The sequence below is a fragment of the Sphingomonas fuzhouensis genome (assembly GCF_034659795.1).
Taxonomy (GTDB): domain Bacteria; phylum Pseudomonadota; class Alphaproteobacteria; order Sphingomonadales; family Sphingomonadaceae; genus Sphingomonas; species Sphingomonas fuzhouensis.
This window is the reverse complement of sequence record NZ_JAXSQY010000001.1, coordinates 149,749-172,032: the sequence shown is the minus strand read 5'-3', so window position 1 is coordinate 172,032 and position 22,284 is coordinate 149,749. Positions and strand designations below refer to the sequence as shown.

The 22,284-nt window shown below is 64.9% G+C and carries 27 protein-coding genes; 14 read left to right on the top strand and 13 right to left on the bottom strand.

Annotated features, from left to right (window positions below; genetic code table 11):
• Both glyS and U1H82_RS00880 read right to left on the bottom strand, forming a co-directional pair.
• Positions 1–1,299: glycine--tRNA ligase subunit beta (gene glyS, locus U1H82_RS00885; protein ID WP_322963039.1), on the bottom strand; the 1,299-nt coding region annotated here is incomplete at its 3' end.
• 160 nt (positions 1,300–1,459) lie between these two features.
• Positions 1,460–2,299 carry a glycine--tRNA ligase subunit alpha gene (locus U1H82_RS00880; protein WP_294310866.1) on the bottom strand — a complete coding sequence of 280 codons (840 nt, stop codon included), beginning with the start codon at positions 2,297–2,299 and terminating at the stop codon, positions 1,460–1,462.
• Between the two features lie 248 nt (positions 2,300–2,547).
• On the opposite strand from U1H82_RS00880, the gene U1H82_RS00875 reads away from it, so the two are divergent.
• Genes U1H82_RS00875 through U1H82_RS00855 form a run of 5 tightly spaced genes read left to right on the top strand, consistent with a single transcriptional unit; the run spans position 2,548 to position 4,730 of the window.
• Positions 2,548–2,751 (top strand): helix-turn-helix transcriptional regulator, encoded by a 204-nt coding sequence (locus U1H82_RS00875; protein WP_322963759.1) that lies wholly within the window; start codon positions 2,548–2,550, stop codon positions 2,749–2,751.
• Positions 2,729–3,178 carry a hypothetical protein gene (locus tag U1H82_RS00870; RefSeq protein ID WP_322963038.1) on the top strand — a complete coding sequence of 150 codons (450 nt, stop codon included), beginning with the start codon at positions 2,729–2,731 and terminating at the stop codon, positions 3,176–3,178. Before U1H82_RS00875 ends, U1H82_RS00870 begins: the two co-directional genes overlap by 23 nt.
• Positions 3,175–3,366: a hypothetical protein gene (locus tag U1H82_RS00865; RefSeq protein WP_322963037.1), complete on the top strand. Its 192-nt coding sequence runs from the start codon at positions 3,175–3,177 to the stop codon at positions 3,364–3,366. The genes U1H82_RS00870 and U1H82_RS00865 overlap by 4 nt, the downstream gene beginning before the upstream one ends.
• Positions 3,363–3,800, top strand: coding sequence for a hypothetical protein (locus U1H82_RS00860; protein WP_322963036.1), 438 nt, complete (start codon positions 3,363–3,365; stop codon positions 3,798–3,800). The genes U1H82_RS00865 and U1H82_RS00860 overlap by 4 nt, the downstream gene beginning before the upstream one ends.
• Before the next feature lie 42 nt (positions 3,801–3,842).
• Positions 3,843–4,730, top strand: coding sequence for a TraB/GumN family protein (locus U1H82_RS00855; RefSeq protein WP_322963035.1), 888 nt, complete (start codon positions 3,843–3,845; stop codon positions 4,728–4,730).
• A 48-nt stretch (positions 4,731–4,778) separates the two neighbouring features.
• Here the strand turns inward: U1H82_RS00855 and U1H82_RS00850 are convergent, their stop codons facing one another.
• Positions 4,779–5,009 (bottom strand): helix-turn-helix domain-containing protein, encoded by a 231-nt coding sequence (locus U1H82_RS00850; protein ID WP_322963034.1) that lies wholly within the window; start codon positions 5,007–5,009, stop codon positions 4,779–4,781.
• Positions 5,009–5,596, bottom strand: a complete 588-nt coding sequence (locus U1H82_RS00845) for a hypothetical protein (protein ID WP_322963033.1) — start codon at positions 5,594–5,596, stop codon at positions 5,009–5,011. Before U1H82_RS00845 ends, U1H82_RS00850 begins: the two co-directional genes overlap by 1 nt.
• A gap of 140 nt (positions 5,597–5,736) precedes the next feature.
• Here U1H82_RS00845 and U1H82_RS00840 point away from each other — a divergent pair, with 140 nt between their 5' ends.
• Positions 5,737–6,300, top strand: coding sequence for an outer membrane protein (locus U1H82_RS00840; protein WP_322963032.1), 564 nt, complete (start codon positions 5,737–5,739; stop codon positions 6,298–6,300).
• A gap of 124 nt (positions 6,301–6,424) precedes the next feature.
• Positions 6,425–7,033 carry a 50S ribosomal protein L25/general stress protein Ctc gene (locus U1H82_RS00835; RefSeq protein WP_322963031.1) on the top strand — a complete coding sequence of 203 codons (609 nt, stop codon included), beginning with the start codon at positions 6,425–6,427 and terminating at the stop codon, positions 7,031–7,033.
• Between the two features lie 203 nt (positions 7,034–7,236).
• On the opposite strand, the gene U1H82_RS00830 is transcribed toward U1H82_RS00835, so the two are convergent.
• A complete protein-coding gene (locus U1H82_RS00830; protein ID WP_322963030.1) occupies positions 7,237–7,665 on the bottom strand; it encodes an EF-hand domain-containing protein in 429 nt (142 codons plus the stop codon).
• A 214-nt stretch (positions 7,666–7,879) separates the two neighbouring features.
• Here U1H82_RS00830 and purB point away from each other — a divergent pair, with 214 nt between their 5' ends.
• Positions 7,880–9,196 carry an adenylosuccinate lyase gene (gene purB / locus U1H82_RS00825; RefSeq protein ID WP_322963029.1) on the top strand — a complete coding sequence of 439 codons (1,317 nt, stop codon included), beginning with the start codon at positions 7,880–7,882 and terminating at the stop codon, positions 9,194–9,196.
• Positions 9,197–9,384: 188 nt separating this feature from the next.
• On the opposite strand, the gene U1H82_RS00820 is transcribed toward purB, so the two are convergent.
• From U1H82_RS00820 to dnaK, 4 genes are all read right to left on the bottom strand, one after another.
• On the bottom strand, positions 9,385–9,897 hold the full coding sequence (locus U1H82_RS00820; protein ID WP_322963028.1) for a thioredoxin family protein: 513 nt from the start codon (positions 9,895–9,897) through the stop codon (positions 9,385–9,387).
• An 85-nt stretch (positions 9,898–9,982) separates the two neighbouring features.
• Positions 9,983–10,804, bottom strand: coding sequence for a hypothetical protein (locus U1H82_RS00815; protein WP_322963027.1), 822 nt, complete (start codon positions 10,802–10,804; stop codon positions 9,983–9,985).
• 128 nt (positions 10,805–10,932) lie between these two features.
• Positions 10,933–12,063: a molecular chaperone DnaJ gene (gene dnaJ / locus U1H82_RS00810; protein ID WP_322963026.1), complete on the bottom strand. Its 1,131-nt coding sequence runs from the start codon at positions 12,061–12,063 to the stop codon at positions 10,933–10,935.
• 165 nt (positions 12,064–12,228) lie between these two features.
• The gene (gene dnaK / locus U1H82_RS00805; protein ID WP_322963025.1) at positions 12,229–14,127 is read right to left on the bottom strand and encodes a molecular chaperone DnaK; all 1,899 of its coding nucleotides are present in this window, start codon (positions 14,125–14,127) and stop codon (positions 12,229–12,231) included.
• Between the two features lie 180 nt (positions 14,128–14,307).
• On the opposite strand from dnaK, the gene U1H82_RS00800 reads away from it, so the two are divergent.
• The 3 genes from U1H82_RS00800 to U1H82_RS00790 all read left to right on the top strand — a co-directional run bounded on the left by U1H82_RS00800 (position 14,308) and on the right by U1H82_RS00790 (position 16,487).
• Complete coding sequence (locus tag U1H82_RS00800; RefSeq protein ID WP_322963024.1) at positions 14,308–14,745, top strand: copper chaperone PCu(A)C; 438 nt, start codon at positions 14,308–14,310, stop codon at positions 14,743–14,745.
• Positions 14,745–15,209 carry a vgr related protein gene (locus U1H82_RS00795; protein WP_322963023.1) on the top strand — a complete coding sequence of 155 codons (465 nt, stop codon included), beginning with the start codon at positions 14,745–14,747 and terminating at the stop codon, positions 15,207–15,209. Before U1H82_RS00800 ends, U1H82_RS00795 begins: the two co-directional genes overlap by 1 nt.
• A gap of 147 nt (positions 15,210–15,356) precedes the next feature.
• Positions 15,357–16,487 carry a flagellin N-terminal helical domain-containing protein gene (locus U1H82_RS00790; protein WP_322963022.1) on the top strand — a complete coding sequence of 377 codons (1,131 nt, stop codon included), beginning with the start codon at positions 15,357–15,359 and terminating at the stop codon, positions 16,485–16,487.
• A 55-nt stretch (positions 16,488–16,542) separates the two neighbouring features.
• Here the strand turns inward: U1H82_RS00790 and grpE are convergent, their stop codons facing one another.
• Together grpE and hrcA are read right to left on the bottom strand one after the other, a co-directional pair.
• Positions 16,543–17,088 carry a nucleotide exchange factor GrpE gene (grpE, locus tag U1H82_RS00785; protein ID WP_322963021.1) on the bottom strand — a complete coding sequence of 182 codons (546 nt, stop codon included), beginning with the start codon at positions 17,086–17,088 and terminating at the stop codon, positions 16,543–16,545.
• Between the two features lie 12 nt (positions 17,089–17,100).
• Entirely contained in the window at positions 17,101–18,141 is a 1,041-nt protein-coding gene (hrcA, locus tag U1H82_RS00780) for a heat-inducible transcriptional repressor HrcA (RefSeq protein ID WP_322963020.1), read from the bottom strand.
• Positions 18,142–18,434: 293 nt separating this feature from the next.
• Here hrcA and rph point away from each other — a divergent pair, with 293 nt between their 5' ends.
• The 3 genes from rph (at position 18,435) to U1H82_RS00765 (ending at position 21,230) form a co-directional block, all read left to right on the top strand.
• Positions 18,435–19,151 (top strand): ribonuclease PH, encoded by a 717-nt coding sequence (gene rph, locus U1H82_RS00775; protein WP_322963019.1) that lies wholly within the window; start codon positions 18,435–18,437, stop codon positions 19,149–19,151.
• Complete coding sequence (rdgB, locus tag U1H82_RS00770; RefSeq protein WP_322963018.1) at positions 19,148–19,774, top strand: RdgB/HAM1 family non-canonical purine NTP pyrophosphatase; 627 nt, start codon at positions 19,148–19,150, stop codon at positions 19,772–19,774. The genes rph and rdgB overlap by 4 nt, the downstream gene beginning before the upstream one ends.
• A gap of 94 nt (positions 19,775–19,868) precedes the next feature.
• On the top strand, positions 19,869–21,230 hold the full coding sequence (locus tag U1H82_RS00765) for an FRG domain-containing protein (protein WP_322963017.1): 1,362 nt from the start codon (positions 19,869–19,871) through the stop codon (positions 21,228–21,230).
• Between the two features lie 26 nt (positions 21,231–21,256).
• On the opposite strand, the gene U1H82_RS00760 is transcribed toward U1H82_RS00765, so the two are convergent.
• A complete protein-coding gene (locus U1H82_RS00760) occupies positions 21,257–21,643 on the bottom strand; it encodes a hypothetical protein (RefSeq protein ID WP_322963016.1) in 387 nt (128 codons plus the stop codon).
• A 33-nt stretch (positions 21,644–21,676) separates the two neighbouring features.
• A complete protein-coding gene (locus U1H82_RS00755) occupies positions 21,677–22,282 on the bottom strand; it encodes a CAP domain-containing protein (RefSeq protein ID WP_322963015.1) in 606 nt (201 codons plus the stop codon).
• Positions 22,283–22,284: the final 2 nt, after the last annotated feature.

Sequence of the window (22,284 nt, the reverse complement as noted above, 5' to 3'; positions counted from 1 at the left end):
GTGCGGGGGTCGGGGGGCGCGGCCCCACAGCGCCCCCCCCCCCCCCCCCCCCCCGGGGGGGGGGGGGGGGGGGGGGGGCCCCGACGCAGGCGAGGCGCTGCTGGGCTGCCCCTCACCCTCCCCACGGCCTTGCCGCGGGTCCCCTCCCTCTCCCCGGTGGGGAGAGGGCGAATTTGCGCCGACGATACCCTCTTCGACCAGCCAGCGGGCCAGCTTCGCCACCCGCTCGACCTTGTCGGCGACGGTGCCGAGCTTTTCGTGGAAGACGATCTTTTCCAGCTTGGGCCGCAGATCGTCGAGCCTGGTCTTCAGGTCGGTCTCGTAGAAGAAACGCGCGTCGGACAGGCGGGCGGCGAGCACCTTGCCATTGCCCTCGACGATCTTCGCGCCGCCGTCGCTCGCCTCGATATTGGCGGTGCAGATGAAGGCGTTGGCCAGCTTGCCGTCGCCCGAACGGCAGACGAAGTACTTCTGATTCACCCGCGCGGTCAGCTGGATGACCTCGGGCGGCACGTCGAGATAGGCTTCGTCGAAGCGGCCGAGCAGCGGCACCGGCCATTCGGTCAGCCCGGCATTCTCGGCGACCAGCCCTTCATCCTCGACCAGTTCCAGCCCGGCTTCGGCGGCCAGCGCCGACGCACGTTCGCGGATGATCGCGGCGCGTTCGTCCTGATCGACCAGTACCTTCGCGGCGCGCAGCTGCTCGACATAGGTGTCCGCGCCGGTCAGCACGATCTCGGCGGGCGCGTGGAAGCGGTGGCCGCGCGTGACATTGCCACTGGTAATCCCGGCGATCTCGAACGGCACGACCTCTGGCCCAAACAGCGCGACGATGGCGTGCAGCGGGCGGACCCAGCGCATCGACTCGGTCGAGGTCGATTCGGCACCCCAGCGCATCGACTTGGGCCAGGGGAAGGCGCGGACGATCGCGGGGATCGCCTCGGCCAGAACCTCGGCGGTCGCGCGGCCGGGCTTTTCGGTGATCGCGAACAGCACGCCGTCGCGCTCGGTCAGCTGCTCGCGCGTCAGCCCGGTCTTGCGCAGGAAGCCCTCCAGCGCCTGCGGAGGGGCCGAAGAACGCGGTCCCTTCACCTCCTCGGAGACGGCTTCGGTCGCGGACGGAAGCCCGCGCGCGATCAGCGCCAGACGGCGGGGCCCCGCATAGGTGACGATCTCGCCCGCCGACAGACCGGCCTTGGCGAGTTCGGCGGTGAAGAGCTTGGCGAGATTCTCCCGCGCCCCCGCCTGCATCCGGGCGGGAATTTCTTCGGAGCGGAGTTCGAGCAGAAAATCGGTCATAGTCACTCTCAATTCCTCCCCATCGCAGATGGGGAGGGGGACCGGCGCAGCCGGTGGAGGGGGCGGCGGGCATCCGCCGCTGACGCGACGGCCCCTCCACCATTGCTGACGCAATGGTCCCCCTCCCCGCGCGTTGCGCAGGGAGGAATGATGGATGGCATCACGCCGCCCACCCGTTCTTGTCCATCCAGGCGCCGCACGCGCCCTTCGCCAGATCGCGGACGCGGCCCATATAGGCCTGGCGCTCCGCCACCGAGATCACGCCGCGCGCCTGCAGCAGGTTGAAGGTGTGGCTGGCCTTGATCGCCTGTTCATAGGCGGGAATGGGCAGCTTGGCCTCCAGACAGCGCTCGCACTCGGCCGCAGCCTTGCGGAAAGCGTCGAACAGCGTGTCGGTGTCGGCGACCTCGAAGTTCCAGGTCGACATCTGCTTCTCGTTTTCAAGAAACACGTCGCCGTAGCTCACGCCCGCATCGTTGAAGCGCAGGTCGTACACATTGTCGACGTCCTGGATATACATGGCCAGACGCTCCAGCCCATAGGTCAGCTCGCCCGCGACCGGCTTCATGTCGTATCCGCCCATCTGCTGGAAATAGGTGAACTGCGTCACCTCCATCCCGTCGCACCAGACTTCCCAGCCCAGGCCCCAGGCGCCCAAAGTCGGGCTTTCCCAGTCGTCCTCGACGAAGCGGATATCGTGCTTGGCCATATCGACGCCGATCGCCGCCAGGCTGCCCAGATACAGGTCCTGCAGGTCGGCGGGCGAGGGCTTCAGGATGACCTGATACTGGTAATAATGCTGAAGCCGGTTGGGGTTCTCGCCATAGCGGCCATCGGTCGGGCGGCGGCACGGCTGGACGAAGGCGGCGTTCCAGCTATCCGGCCCCAACGCGCGCAGCGTGGTCGCGGGGTGAAAGGTGCCCGCCCCCATCTCCATGTCATAAGGTTGCAGGATCACGCATCCCCGCTCGCTCCAATAGTCATGGAGGGTGAGGATCATGCGCTGGAAGGAAAGGGGTCCTTCCGGGATGCCGTTTCGGGTCTGCATAATGGCGCAGGCTTTGGCGGATGGCCCCTTCGCGGTCAAGGCGAGCGGCCACACCTCCGAAGCTCGCTAGTCAGCCACGCGTGATATTTTGTCAGGTCTTGTTGACAATGTCGCGACTCGCTGTCACTTTGTCATGGTCACCTGACATTACGTCATGCACGGGTGACAAAGGGAGGTTGGCCATGCAAGAGGAGGTGGACATGAAAAATCGCCTCAAGGTGCTGCGCGCCGAACGCAACTGGAGCCAGGCAGAACTCGCCGGACGGCTGGATGTGTCGCGCCAGGCCGTCAACGCCATCGAAACGGGGAAATACGACCCCTCGCTGCCGCTCGCCTTCCGCATCGGACGGCTGTTTGAGATGTCTATCGAGGAGATTTTCGATGACGAGCATCATGGTGAGTGAGGGCGACGCCCGCTGGGGCGAGGCGCGGGCAACAGCACGGGCCAATCGCACCAGGCGCCGTCGGATCGCGTTAGCGGTTGTCACGGCAGCAACGCTGGTCGGCTATCCCTTCATCGACGGGTTCATTGACGGCGTACGCGGTGGTGCTCCGCATCCGACCCCGGATTGGGTTCTTGATGGGCTGCTGATTCCCCTCCTGCTGCTCGCCGTTACGGTGGCATGGCGCAACTGGCGCGATGCGGACGAGGTCCAGCGGCAGTTGGCGGTGCAGACCTGGGCGGTGATCGGGTTCAGCGGCTTTTTGTTGCAGGCTACGGTGACGATAGCCGCAAAATATGTCCCGCTGTCCAATCCGGGCTACGTCGCTTGGCTGATCTCCGCTGCGGTCGGGATAGGCTATTATCTGATCCAGCGAGTGCGGTCATGAGCCGCCGCCTGACCCGCACGGTCATCGGGGCGGGCATCGCGCTGTCCCTGCTCGGCTGGGGTGCTGAACGGGTGGGAGAGGTCACGCTCGACGCGATCCGCCCCGACATCAGGTCGGCCGCCGTAGCCGCTCATGGCGCGCGACTGCCCAAATTCTCCGTCCATCTTTCCATCGAGGTGCGACCATGACCATGAACGCTTCGCGTATCGCCAAGGGACCGAGCGAGCGCACCAACCACCGGTTGCTGGCCATATCCGGCGTCGTGGGCGGCATCGCCGGGCTCTCGACGGCGCTCATCGTGCTGCAACAGCCGCCGGGCGCCTCCCCCCATCCCGACCTCTGGTCCTCGCCGCTGCCACTGTGGTTCGCCATACTGATGGCGCTGATCTGGGGCGTGGTCATACCCATCATCTCCTGGCGCTGGCACCGGGTCGTCGACGAGCACGAGAGCCGCGCCTATCGCGACGGCGCCCTGGCGGCCTTTTACGTCGTGGGCCTGGGCGCCCCCGTCTGGTGGTTTCTGTGGCGCGGCGGCGTGCTGCCTCCCCTGCAAGCCGAATGGGTTTACGGCGCGCTGATGGCGACCTGCGGCATCGTCTGGATGTGGCGCAAATATGTCTGATCTCCCTTCCTTTTCCGAAAGTCCGATCCCATGAAGACGATCATGAAAGCCGCCCTCACCTCGCTCGCGCTGATGCTGGCGCTCCCCGCCTGTGCGCAGAGCAAGCCCGCCCAGGCCGCCAATGACGCGGACCCCGCGCTCTGGGTGGTCAAGGATGCCGACACCACCATCTATCTGTTCGGCACCATCCATGTGCTGAAGCCCGGCCTGACCTGGTTCGACGAGGCGGTGAAGACCGCCTTCGACAAGTCCGACCAGCTGATGCTGGAAATGGTGCAGCCCGACCAGGCGACCATGCAGCAGATCGTGCTGAAGAACGGCATCATCACCAGCGGCCCGACCCTGACCGAGCAGCTGCCCGCCGACAAGCGCGGCGCCTATCTGAAGGCGGTGACCGATGCGGGCCTGCCGCCCCAGGCGTTCGACCGGATGAAGCCGTGGCTGGCGGGTGTCACCCTGTCGATCGCGCCGATCCAGAAGCTGGGCTATGATCCGAAGAACGGCCCCGAAACCGTGCTGGCCGATGCGGCCAAGGCAGCGGGCAAGCCGGTCGCCGGGCTGGAGACCGCCGAGCAGCAGATCGGCTATTTCAACGGCCTGTCGCAAAAGGCGCAGATCGACTTCCTGACCTCGACGGTCGAGGACCTGCCCAAGGCGGGCGAGGAAATGGCCGAGATGGTCGACGAATGGGCCAAGGGCGATCCCGATGCGCTGGCCCGCACGATGAACGAAAGCCTGAAGGATTCGCCCGAGGTCGCCAAGACCCTGCTGACCGACCGCAACGCCCGCTGGGCAACGTGGATCAAGGACCGGCTGGCCAAGCCCGGCACCGTCTTCATCGCGGTGGGTGCTGGCCATCTGGCGGGCAATGACAGCGTCCAGGCCTATCTCGCCAAGCAGGGGATCAAGGCGGAGCGGATCGCCTATTGAACCGCCGCGTTCGCGCCGCTTTCCCTGGGGGAGTGGCGCGAATGGCCCCTATTCCTCCGCCGTCAGATCATCGTCGGATGGCGCATAACCCAGTATGTCGCCTGGCTCACATTCCAGATAGCGGCAGATGGCAGCCAGCGTCGAGAAGCGCACGCCCTTCACCTTGCCCGATTTCAGCAGCGACAGGTTCGATTCGGTAATCCCGATCGCCTCGGCCAGCTCCTTCGACTTCACCTTGCGACGCACCAGCATCAGGTCGAGATTGACGGTGACGGGCATCAGACGATCTCGGCCAGATCGCCCCGCGCGCGCAACCCCGCCGCCAGCGCCCATGTCGCGGCCCAGGCCGCTCCGGCGAACAGCAGGTGATTGAACATCTCGGTAAATTCGATCGAGTAAGAAAACTCCTCCATTTGGGTCAAAGCCCCGACATAGACAGCATCCCGTAGCAGCTGCGCCAAGGGTTCGGCGATGGCCATAACGATCCCCGCCGCCGTCGCCCTCTGCAACCAGCGTATGCCGCTCCAGTCGCGATGCTCCTCGCGGTTGCCGAACCGCCAGAGCGCCATGCCGACCGAGAAGAACAATAATGTGAAGGGCAAGACATCGAGCATCTGGATGCCGAACAACCGCCACCACCAAAAGGGTTCCGTCATGACGGCGGTCATGCGCGCGTCAGCCTTGGGGAGATTGGCGATCACCTGCCGAACATCGGACGACACCTGATCGAGCGGTTCGGCCTTCGGGCGGCATCCATCATCACAGTCGAACTTGAAGGTCAGCCATTGCGGTGCCGCCAGCATCGTCGGAAGCGTTCCCAGCCCCAGCCCAGCCAACAGGAAGCACAACACGGCGAAGGCCCGCACCGCCCGAGCCCGCCCTCGACTCATGAAATATCTACCTGGCATCGTATTCTTTCTGTTTTACAGAAATTCATAATTACCATACATCAACATTCTTGGGGAATCGATGGGGAGTCCTCATGACCGATCGAAGGACGTTTTCGATGCGCATCCTGTTCGCCGCTGCACTGTTGACCTGCATGCCCGCCGCCGCTTTCGCGCAGGAAAAACCGGTCTTCACCGGCGCTTATGCCGGGCCGGAGGCTGGAATCCTGATTCATGGCTTTCGACTCGGCGATGAGAATTACAGCCGCAAATATGTCGCGGCCGGATTGGCAGGAGGCGGGTTTGCGGGCGTCATGCTCCCCGCAACCGATAAGCTGCGCCTGGGCGGCGAGGTCGCGGTCCAGATCGGAGGCGGCACCGTACGGAGCCAGCAAGTTTTTTCGTTTTACGAACAAAAGGCGCGCCTGGGCTACAGTCTGACCGCGCGGGCGGGTTATGTGCTCGGCGATCGCACCATGGTCTTTGCCGAGGCCGGCTATGGCGGCTATCGCTACGATGTACGGCTGGCCAACGTCATCGATAACGATGGCAACGGGCCCGATGGCCTGGTCGGCGGCATCGGCATCGAGCGCCAGCTCAGCCGCAACGTCGCGGTTCGCCTACGTGCCCAGGCTGGCAGCGAACACGGACGAGTCCTACTCGGCCTGCCAATCCGCTTCTGACAACGGGGCGGCGGCCCGCCTTGCCTTTTGGCATGGTAGCCGCTATGCGCCGCCGCTTCCGGTCATGGTCATCCCTGGAGGCGTGGTCGGAAGCCTATATCCATTTTGTTTCGGAGTTACTGGAATGAGCGACACCCTTACGCTCGCCGCCGAGACGCGCGATCAGGTTGGCAAGGGAGCCTCCCGTTCGCTGCGTCGTGAAGGCCGCGTCCCCGCCGTGATCTATGGCCGCAATCAGGCCGCCGCGTCGATCCATCTCGAAGAGAAGGCCCTCGTCAAGGCGCTGATGACCGGTCATTTCTTCACCTCGGTCATCATGGTGGACGGTCAGCGCACGCTGGCGAAGGACGTCGCGTTCCATCCGGTCACCGACCGCCCGCTGCACGTCGACTTCCTGCGCATCGGCGAGCATGAGACCGTCACGGTCGCCGTGCCCGTCGTGTTCACCGACGAAGACCAGAGCGGCGTGAAGCAGGGCGGCGTCCTGAACGTCACCCGCCACGAGATCGAGCTGGTTGTCGACGCCGCCAACATCCCGACCGAAATCAGCATCTCGCTGAAGGGCGTGGCCGTGGGCGACTCGATCCACATCTCGGACGTGAAGCTGCCCAAGGGCGCCGAACCCGCGATCGACGACCGCGACTTCGCGATCGCCACGATCGTTCCGCCGACGGTCCCGACCGCCGCGGACGAAGCGGCCGATGCGCCGACCGAAGGTTCGGAAGAGGCCTGATCCGGCCTCGCTTTCCCATCCGGGCAAGCGAACGAAAAGAAGGGCAGGTGGCAGCAACGCCCCTGCCCTTTTTCGTGCCTGTCTCCAATCCTCCCCCAGCGAGCTTGGGGAGGATCAAAACAGAAGGGCCGCCGAACCCGAAGGTCCGACGGCCCCGCTCATCCCCGCTCGGGGACTCGTCGGAACGGAGGGGGTGTTCCGATTCAGCCCTGACCCTGGCTCAGAAAGCCGGTCAGTTCGGTCTTGGACACCGCCTTGTCCTTGTCGGTATCGGCCTGGGCAAAGGCGCTGCCGATCCATTTCTTGGTGGCGGGCGCATCGGCCTTGGTCGACGGATCACTTTGCGACTTCAGCGCGACCATCCACTGGGCGAACTCGGCCTTGTTCAACTTGCCGTCGCCGTCCTTGTCATAGGTCGGGAACTGCGTGTCGACGACCTGGGCGATCTGGCTGCCGGTCGCCTGCACCTGGGCGGGCGCGGCGGGCTCTGCGGTGGGCTGCGCCGGATCAGCGGAGGTTGCCGGGGCATCCTGTGGCGCGGCTGGTGTGGTCTGGGCTGGCGCAGGCGTAACCTGTGCAAGAACGGGGGCAGACACCATCATCGCGGCGCCAAGAAAAGCATATTTCATCATCTCGTCTCTCCCTTACTCTGGTCGAACGATGACTATGAAGACCGGGAACGCATCTTCGTCATTAGTGATACGATCCCGTTCTGCATTATGCCATATGGGAATTGCACCTTCGGATTTGAAGGCTCGGCTCGTCCCTGCTAACGGCACGGCACGCCGTGATTCCGAGAGGGAGTGCACGGTAAGCCGTGCCGTTTCCACGACCTGAGGTGCCTCGATGATTCCGCGCTATTCCCGTGCCCCCATGACCCGGATCTGGGACCCGCAGACCCGCTTCCGCATCTGGTTCGAGATCGAGGCGCACGCCACCGATGCACTCGCCGAGCTGGGTGTCGTACCCAAGGAAGCCGCCGCGCGCATCTGGGAAGCCGATAAGGCGGCGGGCGATTTCGACATCGCGCGTATCGATTCGATCGAGGCCGAGACCAAGCACGACGTCATCGCCTTCCTGACCCATGTCGCCGAGCGGACCGGGCCGGAGGCACGCTTCCTGCACCAGGGCATGACCTCGTCCGACGTGCTCGACACCTGCCTGGCGGTGCAACTGGCCCGCGCCGCCGACATCCTGCTCGAGGACCTGGACGCGCTGCTCGCCGTCATCAAGCGCCGCGCGATCGAGCATAAGCTGACCCCGACCATCGGCCGCAGCCACGGCATCCATGCCGAGCCGGTCACCTTCGGCCTGAAGCTGGCGCAAGCCTATGCCGAGTTCGACCGCAACCGCGCCCGCCTGGTCGCGGCGCGCGCCGATGTCGCCACCTGCGCCATCTCGGGCGCGGTCGGCACTTTCGCGAACATCGACCCCAGCGTCGAGGCGCATGTCGCCGAGAAGATGGGACTGACCGTCGAGCCCGTCTCGACCCAGGTCATCCCGCGCGATCGCCATGCGATGTTCTTCGCGACGCTGGGCGTCATCGCCAGCTCGATCGAGCGTCTGGCGACCGAAGTCCGCCACCTCCAGCGCACCGAAGTTCTGGAGGCCGAGGAATATTTCTCGCCCGGCCAGAAGGGCTCGTCGGCGATGCCGCACAAGCGCAACCCGGTGCTGACCGAGAATCTGACCGGCCTGGCCCGCATGGTGCGCGGTTACGTCACCCCGGCGCTGGAGAATGTCGCTTTGTGGCATGAGCGCGACATCAGCCACTCCTCGGTCGAGCGCTATATCGGCCCCGACGCGACCATCACCCTCGACTTCGCGCTCGCGCGCCTGACCAGCGTGATCGACAAGCTGGTCGTCTATCCGGCGCGGATGGAGAAGAACCTCAACAAGATGGGCGGCCTCGTCCATTCGCAGCGCGTCCTGCTGGCGCTGACCCAGGCGGGCGTGAGCCGCGAGGACGCCTATCGCCTCGTTCAGCGCAACGCGATGAAGGTGTGGGAGTCGGACGGCGAACTGTCGCTGATGGAACTGCTGAAGGCCGATGCCGACGTGACGGCGGCGCTGTCGCCCGAGGAGATCGAGGCGCGGTTCGACCTCGGCTATCATTACAAGCATGTCGACACGATCTTCGCGCGGGTGTTCGGCGAAGCGTGACCCGGAGGGGAATCTCCCGAGCGTAATGACGCTTGGATAGGGACTCCCCTCCCCCAGCCCCTCCCGCCTGCGGGAGGGGAGTTTCTTCAGGAAACGCGCGGCCCCTTTTACCTCTCCCCTCCCGCAGGCGGGAGGGGTTGGGGGAGGGAACAACAGTGATTACCCAGCCAAAAGGCTGGTAAGTCCCCTCACCCCACCCAACCGGCCAGCCAGTCCGCCACCGCCTGCGGCGTCATCGCCCGCGCATCGGCCAGCGCCGTCTCGCGGCCCGCATTGACCAACCTGTTGGTCTTGGGATCGACGATCAGCACCGCGGGCACACCCGCCAGCCGCCCCTTGATCCCATAGGATGCGGGGATATCCATATTCTGGTCGAACCGACCGACATCGACCGTCACCACCTCGAAATGCTTGGCGATGAAGGGGCGCATCTGCGGCGTGTCGATCACGCCCGCCAGCAACCGGCAGTCGAGGCACCAGTTGCCGCCCAGATCGATCAGCACCCGCTTGTGCGCCTTGATCGCGCGGGCGCGCGCCGCCGCGATCTCCGCCTTGGCGTCGCCTGCGTGATAGGGCAGCGGCAGGGGCTTGGGCAGCGCCTCGAAGCTGGCGATGCCGACACGCGGCGCCGATACCGGCGCGGCGGCGGGGAGCAGCGCGCACGCGGCGACCAGGGGCAATAGGGTTTTCCACGGCGACATGACATTCTCCCTCATTCGACACGCCATTGGAGCGCGCTCATCGCCGCAATGCAATATGGCTTTGCTTGGGGACGCCAGGCCTGTCCTATGCATTGCTTGCGGGGATCAGCGTCGGCACGTTGCGCACCGCCAGCAGCCAGCGGTAAAAGGCGTCGACGATGTACATGCGCGTCGTCGTCGGCTCGACCGTCAAACGCGTGAGGCCCTGGAGGCATTCGGGCGCATTCACGATCATCGCCTGTTCCAGCCCACGGACCAGATCGCTACCCTGTTCGGCATGAACCAGCCGCGTGGCGAGCACCGGCTGGGTCTGGACCAGGCAGGCGGCCAGCGCGAAGCCCGATAATTCCGGGTTCCGGCGATAGCGGTTATGCTGGGTTTCGACCACGCGGAAACGGGCCCGTACTGCCGGATCGAAGGTCTGCGCCGCATCCAGCGCGGCATTCGGCACGAAACGGCGCAGCACCTGTTCGAGAAGGATCGTGCGATCCAGATAGGATGCCCCAGCCGCCATGACATCCGGCGCGGCCGTGCTGCCGGGGGGCGGATAACAGCCGAGATTGGTCACCGTCACCAGGCCCTGCGCATAGACGGTGCTGGCAAGATGGGGCGGCCCCTCCACCGCCTTGCGAAGCCAATCGCGACGCACCTTCTTGAAAGCACAGGACAAGAACTGGTCGGCCCGTTCATAGGCGATATTGGCCGTTACATTGCCGTAAGGTGCCCAATGAACATTGACCGGCAGCTTGGTGCGGGGAATTTTCAGGGCGCGGACGATGATCTCGTCCGATGATCCGCCGTCAGGCAGAGGGGGTGCAGCGACATTAGCGGGCGGCGCGTCTTGCCCCGATGCAGGACTTACCAGAAACGCACCGACCGCCAGCAGGCACACATATCGTCCACGCATCGCAACACTTCCTCCCAAAAGCGGCAATGCAATCATGACGCCGTTCATCGATGAGAGTCAACAAAGCCGGAGTGGCCATCACTCCGGCTTTGTTATGTCACCTGTTCATTCGTCTATTGTGACAGGGATCACTCCCCCGCGAAGACGCTCTTCAACTTGGCAAAAAAGCCTTGGCTTTCAGGGCATTCGTCGCCCGTCTCGGTTTCGCGGAAGAGTTCGAGCAGTTCGCGCTGGCGGGTCGACAGGCGGGTCGGCGTCTCGACCTCGATCTGGATGACCAGATCGCCGGTGCCGCGTCCTTGCAGGACAGGCATGCCTGCGCCGCGCTGGCGGAGCTGCTTGCCAGACTGGATACCCGCCGGGATCTTGATCTCATGGGTGCGGCCGTCGAGGCCGGGGATGGACAGCGAGCCGCCCAGGGCCGCCGTCGTGAAGCTGATCGGCGCACGCGCGAACAGGGTCGTGCCCTCGCGCTCGAAGATGGCGTGCCGCTTCACATGGAGGAAGATGTAGAGGTCGCCCGCCGGTGCCCCCCGCGCGCCAGCCTCGCCCTCGCCGGTCAGGCGGATGCGGGTGCCTTCGTCGACGCCCGCCGGGATGTTCACGGCCAGCGTCTTGGTCTTCTCGACGCGGCCGTCGCCGCGACAATCCGGGCACGGATCGGCGATGATCCGGCCCGCGCCCTGGCAGACCGGGCAGGTCCGCTCGACTACGAAAAACCCTTGCTGCGCGCGCACCTTGCCGTGGCCACCGCACTGCTGACAGGTCTTGGCGCTAGTCCCGGCCTTGGCGCCCGTACCGTCACACGTGTCGCAGGCGGCAGAGACATCGACCGTGATCTCGGTCTGCTTGCCGTGGAACGCCTCCTCCAGCGTGATTTCCATGTCGTAGCGCAGGTCCGCGCCGCGACGCGGGCTTTGCCGCCCACCGCCGCGTCCGCCGCCCATGAATTCGCCGAAAACGCTTTCGAAAATGTCGGAAAAGGCGCCGAAATCCTGCGCGCCGCCGCCACCGCCGCCGCCCATGCCCTGCTGGAATGCGGCATGGCCATAGCGGTCATAGGCCGCCCGCTTCTGGGGGTCCTTCAGACAGTCATAGGCTTCGCTGATCGCCTTGAACTTGGCCTCGGAGTCCTTGCAGCCCGCATTGCGGTCCGGGTGGTACTGCATGGCCAGCTTGCGGTAACGCGACTTGATCGTCGCATCGTCCGCCGTGCGCTCGCATTCGAGCAGTTCATAATAGTCGATCGTCGTGCTCATGCCCGGTCTCGCCCCGTCCGCTTGTGCGCGGCCCGCCGACCATCCGTGCCGTCAGGCCGGACGGAGCGGACGCCCAAGCGCTTCGCCACTTCATGCCCCGAAAGGCGGTATTCAAACGTCAAAGCCATGGCCCGGCCCGCCATGTGGCAGACCGGGCCGACAGCCTTACTTGGTGTCGTCGACTTCCGAGAATTCGGCGTCAACCACATCGTCCTGCTTGGCCGCCCCTGCGTCGGCAGACGGCGAGGCTTCGGCCTGCTGCTGCTTTTCGTAGATCGCCTGGCCCAGCTTCATCGCGACCTGAGCGAGGGCCTGCGCCTTCTCGTTCATGGTGTCGGGGTTGCCACCCTCGACCGCCGTCTTGGTCTCGGCGATCGCCGCCTCGATTTCCGACTTCAGCGACGCGTCGACCTTGTCGCCATTGTCGGCCAGCTGGCGCTCGGTGGTGTGGATCAGCGACTCGGCGTTGTTCTTGGCCTCGGCCTCGGCACGACGCTTCTTGTCCTCTTCCGCGAACTTCTCCGCGTCACGGACCATCTGGTCGATGTCGTTGTCCGATAGACCGCCCGATGCCTGGATGCGGATCTGCTGCTCCTTGCCGGTGCCCTTGTCCTTGGCCGAAACGTTGACGATGCCGTTGGCGTCGATGTCGAACGTGACCTCGATCTGCGGCACGCCGCGCGGTGCAGGCGGGATGCCGACCAGGTCGAACTGACCCAGCAGTTTGTTGTCCTGCGCCATCTCGCGCTCGCCCTGGAAGACCCGGATCGTCACCGCGTTCTGGTTGTCGTCGGCGGTCGAATAGACTTGGCTCTTCTTGGTCGGGATCGTCGTGTTGCGGTCGATCATCTTGGTCATGATGCCGCCCAGCGTCTCGATACCCAGCGACAGCGGGGTCACGTCGAGCAGCAGCACATCCTTGACGTCGCCCTGCAGCACGCCCGCCTGGATCGCCGCGCCCATGGCGACGACTTCGTCCGGGTTCACGCCGGTATGCGGCTCCTTGCCGAAGAAGCTCTTCACGACCTCACGGACGCGCGGCATGCGGGTCATACCGCCCACCAGCACCACGTCGGCGATCTCGTCGGCCTTCATGCCCGCATCGGCCAGCGCCTTCTTGCACGGCTCCAGCGTGCGCTGGATCAGGTCCTCGACCAGACGCTCGAGGTCCGAACGGGTGATCGACTTGACCAGGTGCTTCGGGCCGTTCTGGTCGGCGGTGATGAAGGGCAGGTTGACCTCGGTCGACTGGGCCGAGGACAGCTCGATCTTCGCCTTTTCGGCCGCTTCCTTCAGACGCTGGAGCGCCAGCTTGTCCTTGGTGAGGTCGATGCCCTCGTCCTTCTGGAAGCCCGACGCCAGGAAATCGACGATCTTGTTGTCGAAGTCCTCGCCGCCCAGGAAGGTGTCGCCGTTGGTCGCCTTCACCTCGAACACGCCGTCGCCGATCTCCAGGATCGAGATGTCGAAGGTGCCGCCGCCAAGGTCATAGACCGCGATCGTCTTGCCGTCCTGCTTCTCCAGGCCATAGGCCAGAGCAGCCGCCGTCGGCTCGTTGATGATGCGCAGCACTTCGAGGCCAGCGATCTGGCCGGCATCCTTGGTCGCCTGGCGCTGCGCGTCGTTAAAGTACGCAGGCACGGTGATGACCGCCTGGGTCACCGTCTCGCCGAGATACGATTCGGCGGTTTCCTTCATCTTCTGCAGCGTGAAGGCCGAAATCTGCGACGGGCTGTAATCCTTGCCGCCCGCATTGACCCACGCGTCGCCGTTCGGACCGCGCGCGATCGCATACGGAACCAGCTCGGTGTCCTTCTTGGTGACGGGATCGTCGAAGCGACGGCCGATCAGACGCTTCACCGCGAAGATCGTGTTGTCGGGATTGGTCACCGCCTGGCGCTTGGCAGGCTGGCCGATCAGGCGCTCGCCATCCTTGGCGAAGGCGACGATCGACGGCGTGGTGCGCGCGCCTTCCGCGTTTTCGATGACCTTGGGCTTGCCGCCCTCCATGACAGCGACGCAGCTGTTGGTGGTGCCGAGGTCGATGCCGATCACTTTTGCCATAAGTCTCTAAATGCCCCTCAAGAACATAGTCTGGAAGTCCAATGCCGGGGTTCGCCGGTCCCGAAAGCGGCAACCCGAAAACCCCGTTCACGAAGGCGGATATAGGTGGGCGTTTTGTTGCCGCAAGATTGGATGGAACCTAGGGTCGCGTCAGGATTTGCCGAAACGGAAGGGTTTGTCATGCGTCGCGCCATTTTTATCAGCCTTTGGGCGCTGGCCGGGGCGGCGGCGCTGGGCGGATGCTCGGCGAAGCCCGAGCTGTCGAGCGATGCGGGTTGGGTGCGGCTCGCTGCCGTGCCGGGACGCCCTGCGGCGGCTTATTTCGTCATTCATGGCGGCCCCAAGCCCGTCGATCTGATCGGGGTCAGCAGCGATGTCGCGATCACCAGCGAGATGCATGAGGGCGGCATGGCGATGAAAAAGGTCGATGCCGTGCCCATCCCGGCGGGCGGCACCGTCGCCTTTCAGCCGGGCGGGCGCCATGTGATGCTGTACGACATGAATCCAGGCGTGAAGCCGGGGCGGATATTGTCGCTGCTCCTGACCTTTTCGGACGGCACGCGGCTACGCCAGGGGGCACGGGTGATCGCGGCGGGCGATCCTGCGCCGCAAGGCTGATGGCTATCAAGCGCCCCCTCACCCCGGCCGAAGAAGCGCTGGCGCGCGGCGTGTTCGGCGACGCGATCGACTATGCGCAGGTGCGGCTGTCGCCGACCAAATGGGCGTTCTTCCAGCCGCGCGACACGGTGATGGCACCGTGCGGGTGTATCCATTTCCACCCGAAGGGCGATCTGTGGCGCGAGGATTTCGGGTCCTGCCCCCTCCACGAACAGGGGCTGTTCATCCATGAGATGGTGCATATCTGGCAGCACCAGCGGGGTATCTTCCTACCGCTGAAACGCCATCCCTTCTGCCACTACACCTATGCGATGAAGCCGGGGCAGCCCTTTGCCCGCTATGGGATCGAGCAGCAGGCGGAGATTGTCCGTCATGCGTTCCTGCTGAAGCGTGGCGCGGTGGTCGCGGGGGCGCCGCCGTTGGCGCAGTATCAGACGCTGGTGCCGTTTCGAGGGACTGACTGAGAGGTTTTGCTTGGGGCGCAGGCCCTCCCCCAGCCCCCCGCAAGCTAATATCCGGGAAAAGCCCGGATTGTTCGATCATGGTTAATTTCGTCAACCATCTTTTTCGCGCGCGGGGCCTCCCGCGCTCGTCACGGGATGGGAGTTACCATGACGGTCATCAACACCAACGGCGCCGCGCTTCGTGCGATGGCGGCCACGCAGCGCGCCAATACCGATCTGGCGCAATCCATGGCGCGGATGTCATCGGGCCAGCGGATCAATTCGGCCAAGGACGACGCGGCCGGGCTGGCGATCAGCAGCTCGATGACCGCGCAGATCTGCGGCATGACGCAAGGCATCCGCAACGCGATGGACGGCGTCTCGCTGGTCCAGACCGCCGACGGCGCGCTGACCGAAGTGTCCAACATGCTGCAACGGGTGCGCGAACTGGCGGTACAGGCCGGGTCGGGGACGTACAGCATGAGCGACCGCGCCGCGCTTCAACTGGAAGTGGCCGCACTGTCCACCCAGATCGACGCGACACTTCGCAACGCCTCATTCAATGGCGTGGCGTTGTTCAATGCCAACGCGCCAGTCTATGACAGCAACAATCAGCTGGTGGATGCCAGCGTAAAGCTGAACGTTCAGGCGGGAGCGAACGTCACCGACACCATTCCGGTCGTTATACCACCCATACCCACGCAATATTTTCGAGACACCGTAAACGGCTACTGGTCATCACGGTATCAAGCACCCCTGACACAACCGCAATCCTATAACCCTGTCACCAACGGCGCCACGCCGCATCTGGTAACTTTCGACGACTATATGGCGCGAGGGAAGATCGCCGGTGCGGACATCAATCGAGAGGACATCGGGCGGATCGTTTATCAGCAGCCGGGGGATCAGTGGTATGATCGAAACGGCTCTACCTACAGCACCGGATATACGTTCGATGAATACGTCCAGCGAAGCCAATTCTCGCTGACCGACGAGCTTAACGTCACCAATCGCTACCGCACCGACAATACGCTCAAGCGTGTCGACGACTTGTTAACGACCGTGGCAAGCGCCCAAGGGCAACTCGGCGCGACCGCGAACCGGCTGCAATCGGCGGTAAGCACGCTGACCAGTAGCACGACCAACTTGTCGGAGGCGCGCTCCCGCATCGCCGACACCGATTATTCGGAAGAATCGGTAAAGCTCGCCCGCGCGCAGATTCTCGCCCAGGCTTCGACCGCGATGCTCGCCCAGGCCAATCAGAGCCAGAAAGACGTGCTGAAACTGCTCGGCCAGTAACGAAAAAGGGCGGCCCCGAAGGACCGCCCTTTCGTCATCCGTCCGGAACGCCCGATCAGTCGGGCTTCTTGGCCACTGCGACCAGCGCGGGGCGGAGCAGACGGTCCTTGATCATATAACCCGACTGCATTTCCTGCACGATCGTGCCCGGCTCCTGGTCGGAGGGCATTTCGATCATCGCCTGATGCTTGTTCGGGTCGAGCGCCTGGCCCATCGCCTCGATCTTGGTGATGCCGTGACGGCCCAGCACGCTGTCCAGCTCGCGGCCGGTCGCGTCGAGGCCGGTCACCAGACCCTTCCACTTGTCGTCGGTGCGCAGATCGGCCGGGATCGCCGCCAGCGCGCGCTGGAGATTGTCGGCGACCGACAGCACGTCGCGGGCAAAGGCGGTCGCGGCATAGTTGCGCGCATCCGCCGCTTCCTTTTCCGCGCGACGACGGACATTCTGATTTTCGGCCTGGGCGTAGAGATATTGCTGCTTGGCCTCGGCCAGCTGGTTCTCCAGCTCGGCCAGACGGTCCTGACCCGCCACTTCGGGCGCGGCCTCGGCCGTTTCCTCACGCAGGTCGTTCTGGGGTTCGTTGGTCGTGTTGTCGCTCATCATAATCCCTGTTCAGCCCATCATGCGGGCGAGCGTTGCCGCCGTGAAATCCACCATGGGCACGACGCGGGCATAGTTCAACCGCGTCGGCCCGATTACACCGACCACGCCGACCACTTGGCCGTCGAGGCCACGAAACGGCCTGGCGATCACCGAAGATCCGGACAGCGCGAACAATTTGTTCTCCGCGCCGATGAAGATGCGGGTCGAATCGCCTGCGCGCGCCGAATCCAGCAGATGCGCAATCTCCTGCTTGCCCTCCAGATCGTCGAGCAGGTCGCGCACCCGCTCCAGATCGGCGGCGGCGGCGGCATCGATCAGCCGCCCCTGCCCGCGCACGATCAGGATCGGCCGCCGCTCGCCATCCTCGCTCCAGACCGCCAGCCCCTGTTCGACCAGCGCCCGCGCCGCTCCGTCCAGCGCCGCGCGGCCCGCCGCCAGCTCGCGCTCCAGACGCTCACGCGCCTGACCCAGGGTGAGGCCCGCCAGCGTCGCGGACAGATAATTGCCCGCCTCGACCAGCGCGGACGGCGTCATGCCCGGCGGCAGTTCGAGCACGCGGTTCTCGACCGCGCCGTCCTCGGCCACCAGCACGGCGAGCGCCTGGGTTGGCGACAGCGGCACGAAACCGATCGAGCGCAGCTTCATCTCGCGCTTGGGCACCATGACCAGGCCCGCACAGGCCGACAGCCCCGACAGCACCGCCGTCGTCGCCGCCAGCGCTTCCTCGACCGGACCGGAACGGGCGGCACGCGCCTCGATCGCGGCGCGTTCCTCGATGCTCGGCTCCATCGCGTGCATCATGCCATCGACGAACAGCCGCAGCCCCATATCGGTCGGCATCCGCCCCGCACTGGTATGCGGCGCCGCGAGCAGTCCGCGCTCCTCCAGTTCCTGCAACACGTTGCGGATCGAGGCGGGCGACAGGTTGATCCCCGACAGCGCGATGGTCTTCGATCCCACCGGCTGGCCGCTGGTCAGATAGCTGTCGACCACCACGCGAAAAATATCGCGCGCCCGGTCGGTCAGCTCAGTGATCGGAAGTGTGACCATGACGGAAATGTAGGCATTGCAACGCACCCACTCAACCGCGATCGGAAGACACTCTCTTCTTCTCCGCGCCCTCTGCGCCTCTGCGCGCAAAAAAGAAGAATCGTTCACGCGGAGGCGCGGAGACGCGGAGGAAGAACCGAACGATCTCCGCGGCTCCGCGTCTCCGCGTGAGAAATTTCGCGCAGAGGCGCAGAGGGCGCAGAGAAGAAGAGGGTCTTCCGATCGTCACCGTCCTCTCTGGCGCATCGCGTGGGGTCCGGTTAGGGCTGTCGCCAAGGAACAAGGAGAAGACTATGCGCCCGTCCGGCCGGATGCCCGACCAGATGCGTCCCATCACGATCGAGCCGAATTTCACCCGCCACGCCGAAGGATCGGTGCTGATCGGGTTCGGCGATACCAAGGTGCTCGTCACCGCCAGCGTCGAAGAACGCGTGCCCCCCTTCCTGCGCGGCAAGGGCGAAGGCTGGGTCACGGCCGAATATGGCATGCTCCCCCGCGCCACCCATACGCGCGGCAGCCGTGAGGCGGCCAAGGGCAAGCAGTCGGGCCGCACCCAGGAAATCCAGCGGCTGATCGGCCGTAGCTTGCGCGCCGTCTGCGACCTGAAGGCACTGGGCGAGCGGCAGATCACGATCGACTGCGACGTGATCCAGGCCGACGGCGGCACCCGCACCGCCGCCATTTCGGGCGCGTGGGTTGCACTGCGTATGGCGGTCAACAAGTTGCTGGCCGAGGGCAAGCTGACCAGCGACCCGATCCGCAACAAGGTCGCCGCCGTCTCCTGTGGCATCCATCAGGGCACGCCGGTCCTCGACCTCGACTATATCGAGGATTCGAACGCCGATGCGGACGCCAATTTCGTGCTGATCGAGAACGGCCACATCGCCGAGGTCCAGGCGACCGCCGAGCACGCGACCTATGACGAAGAGGCGCTGCTGCGCCTGCTCCGCCTGGCGCGCATGGGCTGCACCGAGATCTTCGCGGCGCAGGACCGGGCGATCCGCGCATGAGCGGCGAAGGCAACGGCCGCCAGGCGATCCGCAAGCTCGAACCCGGCAAGCTGGTGCTGGCCAGCCACAATAAGGGCAAGATCGTCGAGTTTCGCGAATTGCTGGCACCTTACGGCGTCGAGGTGATCGCGGCGGGCGACCTGGACCTGCCCGAGCCGGAGGAGACCGGCACCACCTTCGTCGCCAATGCCGAGCTGAAGGCGCTGGCGGCGGCCGACCTGTCCGGCCTGCCTGCGCTATCCGACGACAGCGGGTTGTGCGTCGAGGCGCTGGGCGGCGATCCGGGACTGTTTTCCGCCCGCTGGGCGGGGCCGGAGAAGGACTTCGCCATGGCGATGCGCGCGGTCGAGGATCGGCTGAACGAAGAACCCGACATGGCGCGCGCGGCGCACTTCGTATGCGCGCTGGCGGTCGGCTGGCCCGACGGGCATGTCGAATGGTTCGAGGGCCGCGTCGACGGCACCATCGTATGGCCGCCGCGCGGGGACAAGGGCCATGGCTATGACCCGATCTTCCAGCCGATCGGTTATACCGAGACCTTCGCCGAGATGGACCAGGACGAAAAGAACCGCATCAGCCACCGCGCCGATGCGTTCGGCCAGCTGGTCAAGGCGGTGTTCTGATGCCGAAGGTGCCGGGGGCTTATCCAGGCCCCCAGCACCGCCCTGCAAAACCGTGCCGCATGGCGCCGGCGCTTGCGGACATTCGGGGATAGCGATGTTCAATCTGTTGATGGCCTATGACGATACCGATTGGGACCAGCCCGTCGGCGAGTGGCATCAGGACGAATTTTCGCTGTCCCGCTATCTGGAATATACCGATCCGGAGATTGCCGGATTGCTCCAGCCCGTTTCCAGCGAGACGCTGGCATTGCTGGAGGATCTGCCCACGCTGTTCATGAGCGAGTTGAAGGGCGACAGCGAAGGCGATCATCCCGATTACGTCACGATGCGGGTCGGCCGTATAGCGTCTCTGCGTGTCGCGGACGGTACGATCGGCTTCGATTTTCAAATCGACGTCGATTTCGGCCGCGTCGCGATCCCCGACCGGCGGGCGTTCGAAAAGGCGCTGACGCTCGGCCGCTGGGAACTCACCCGAACGCATTGGGCGATCAAGTCGGGCGATCTGGGCGATGCCCTGGCCGAACTCGGGCTCGATCTACCCGAGCGGGCGGATGCCGATCAAGTGGACGCGTCCGGCGTGATGACGGGTATGACGCCGCCCGAGAATGTCGATATCGTCGAGACGCTCGAGCAGTATCTTGCCATCGTCCTGGACGAGACCGCGATGGCTGGCGACCAGATTTTCTATCGCGGCCATTCGGACAAATCCTACCGTCTGGAGCCCTCGCTCTTCCGCAAGAACGCGACCGGCGGTCCGCGTTATCTGCGCGACGAGGACCGCATGGTCCGCGAACTCCTGTCCGAGCGACCGGGCGATTTCGCGAGCGATCTCTACATGATCGACAAGCTGGTCCGCATGCAGCATTTCGGCCTGCCCACCCGATTGCTCGACGTGACCTCCAACCCACTGGTCGGGCTGTATTTCTGTTGCTCGGGCGCAAAATTCGACGAGGACGGGGCGGAGATCGACGGCGAAGTCATCATCCTGTCGACGCGCAAGGCGGATATCAAATTCTACGATTCGGATACCGTCAGCTGCATCGCCAATCTCGCCATGCTGCCCGACGAATATAAGGAGCGGATGAAGACCGGCCTGCCGCCCGAGGATTTCAACAAGACCGATGAATGCCGAAGGCTGCTGCACTTCATCGGCGCGGAAAAGCCCTATTTCAAGCCGCTGATCGATCCGAAGGATCTTGGACGGATCGTCTTCGTCAAGGCCCGCAACTCCAATGCACGGATATCGTCGCAGTCGGGGGCCTTCCTGCTCTTCGGCCGCGATGCCATCCTGCCCGAGACGGGGCATAGTTCGCTCAACGTCCGGCGCATCGTCGTGCGCAGGAAGCGCGAAATCCTGGCGCAACTCCACCGCATGAACATCAAGTCGAGCACCATCTATCCCGGCATCGAGAAGACGACGGCGGAGATCGCCCGCGAATATGACAATCAGGGCTGACCGAAGGTAAGGCCGAGCCCCACGGCCTATTTCCGGGAAAGCCGCTTCTGGTTGGCGGTGACGGCCCGGTGCACCGGGGCCATCGCCTGGACCGGCATCGATGCGCCGATCAGCATCGCGCGGGCCATCGCTTCCCATGCATCGACCACCCCGCCGCGCGGGTCGTGCCGCGACAGCTTGGACAAGGCGGCCTGATCGCGGTTCCAGACCTTGGCCGACTGGTCGAACGCCTTCACCTTCTCGCTGACCATCAGGGTCATCTCGGCTGCCGAGGACGTGCCGGTCGCCATCGCGCCCATGCGGGTGGCGATCACGCTCTGCGCGCTCAGCATCGCCTCGCTTGCCATCATCGCGAAGCGCGCGGGCGCGCTCCAGAAGGCCATCCACGCCATCGGATCATAGGGATTCGCCATCGCGTCTTTACCTTCCCGTCATGCTCGGCCGAGTCAGAAGGCCCGCTCGCCGAAGACGTTACCTGTCGGAGCATAGCGGCAAACCAGGAAGTCGTCGCGTGCATTGCTCGCCATCGCGCAACCGACCGCCGTGGAACGCGCCCAGACGATCTGGGTATAATGCGCGACATCGCCGAACTGGCCCGTCCGACTGGACTGCGGCACCGGCTGATTCACGAAATTGCGCTTTTCGGCGACCCAATGTCCCATCATTTCGTCATAGCGATAGGCCCCGCGCGTGCCGGTCCATAAGTTCTCACCCTGCCGCGTCGGCCCCTGCGGCTGTTCGGCGTGCTGGAACCGGCCGGTGTGCGCCAATTCCTGCGCATAGGCCAGCGCGCTCGCCGCCAGCCCTTCATCCCAGACGAGCGGTCGCAGGCCCAGCTCCGCCCGTGCCGCGCGGTGCCCCTCGAGCATCGCCTGGCGCAGCAGCCCCGCCCCACGCGGCGCCGGCGCGTCGGACGCGCGTTCCTCGACGACACGAGGCGGCGATCGTTCGACCCCGCCGGTCTGCGAGGGGATCATCGGACCACAGGCCGCCAGCGCCATGGCGGCGGCGGTCAGCGATAAGAGATGGCGAAGCGTGCGCATCGCCGCCATAT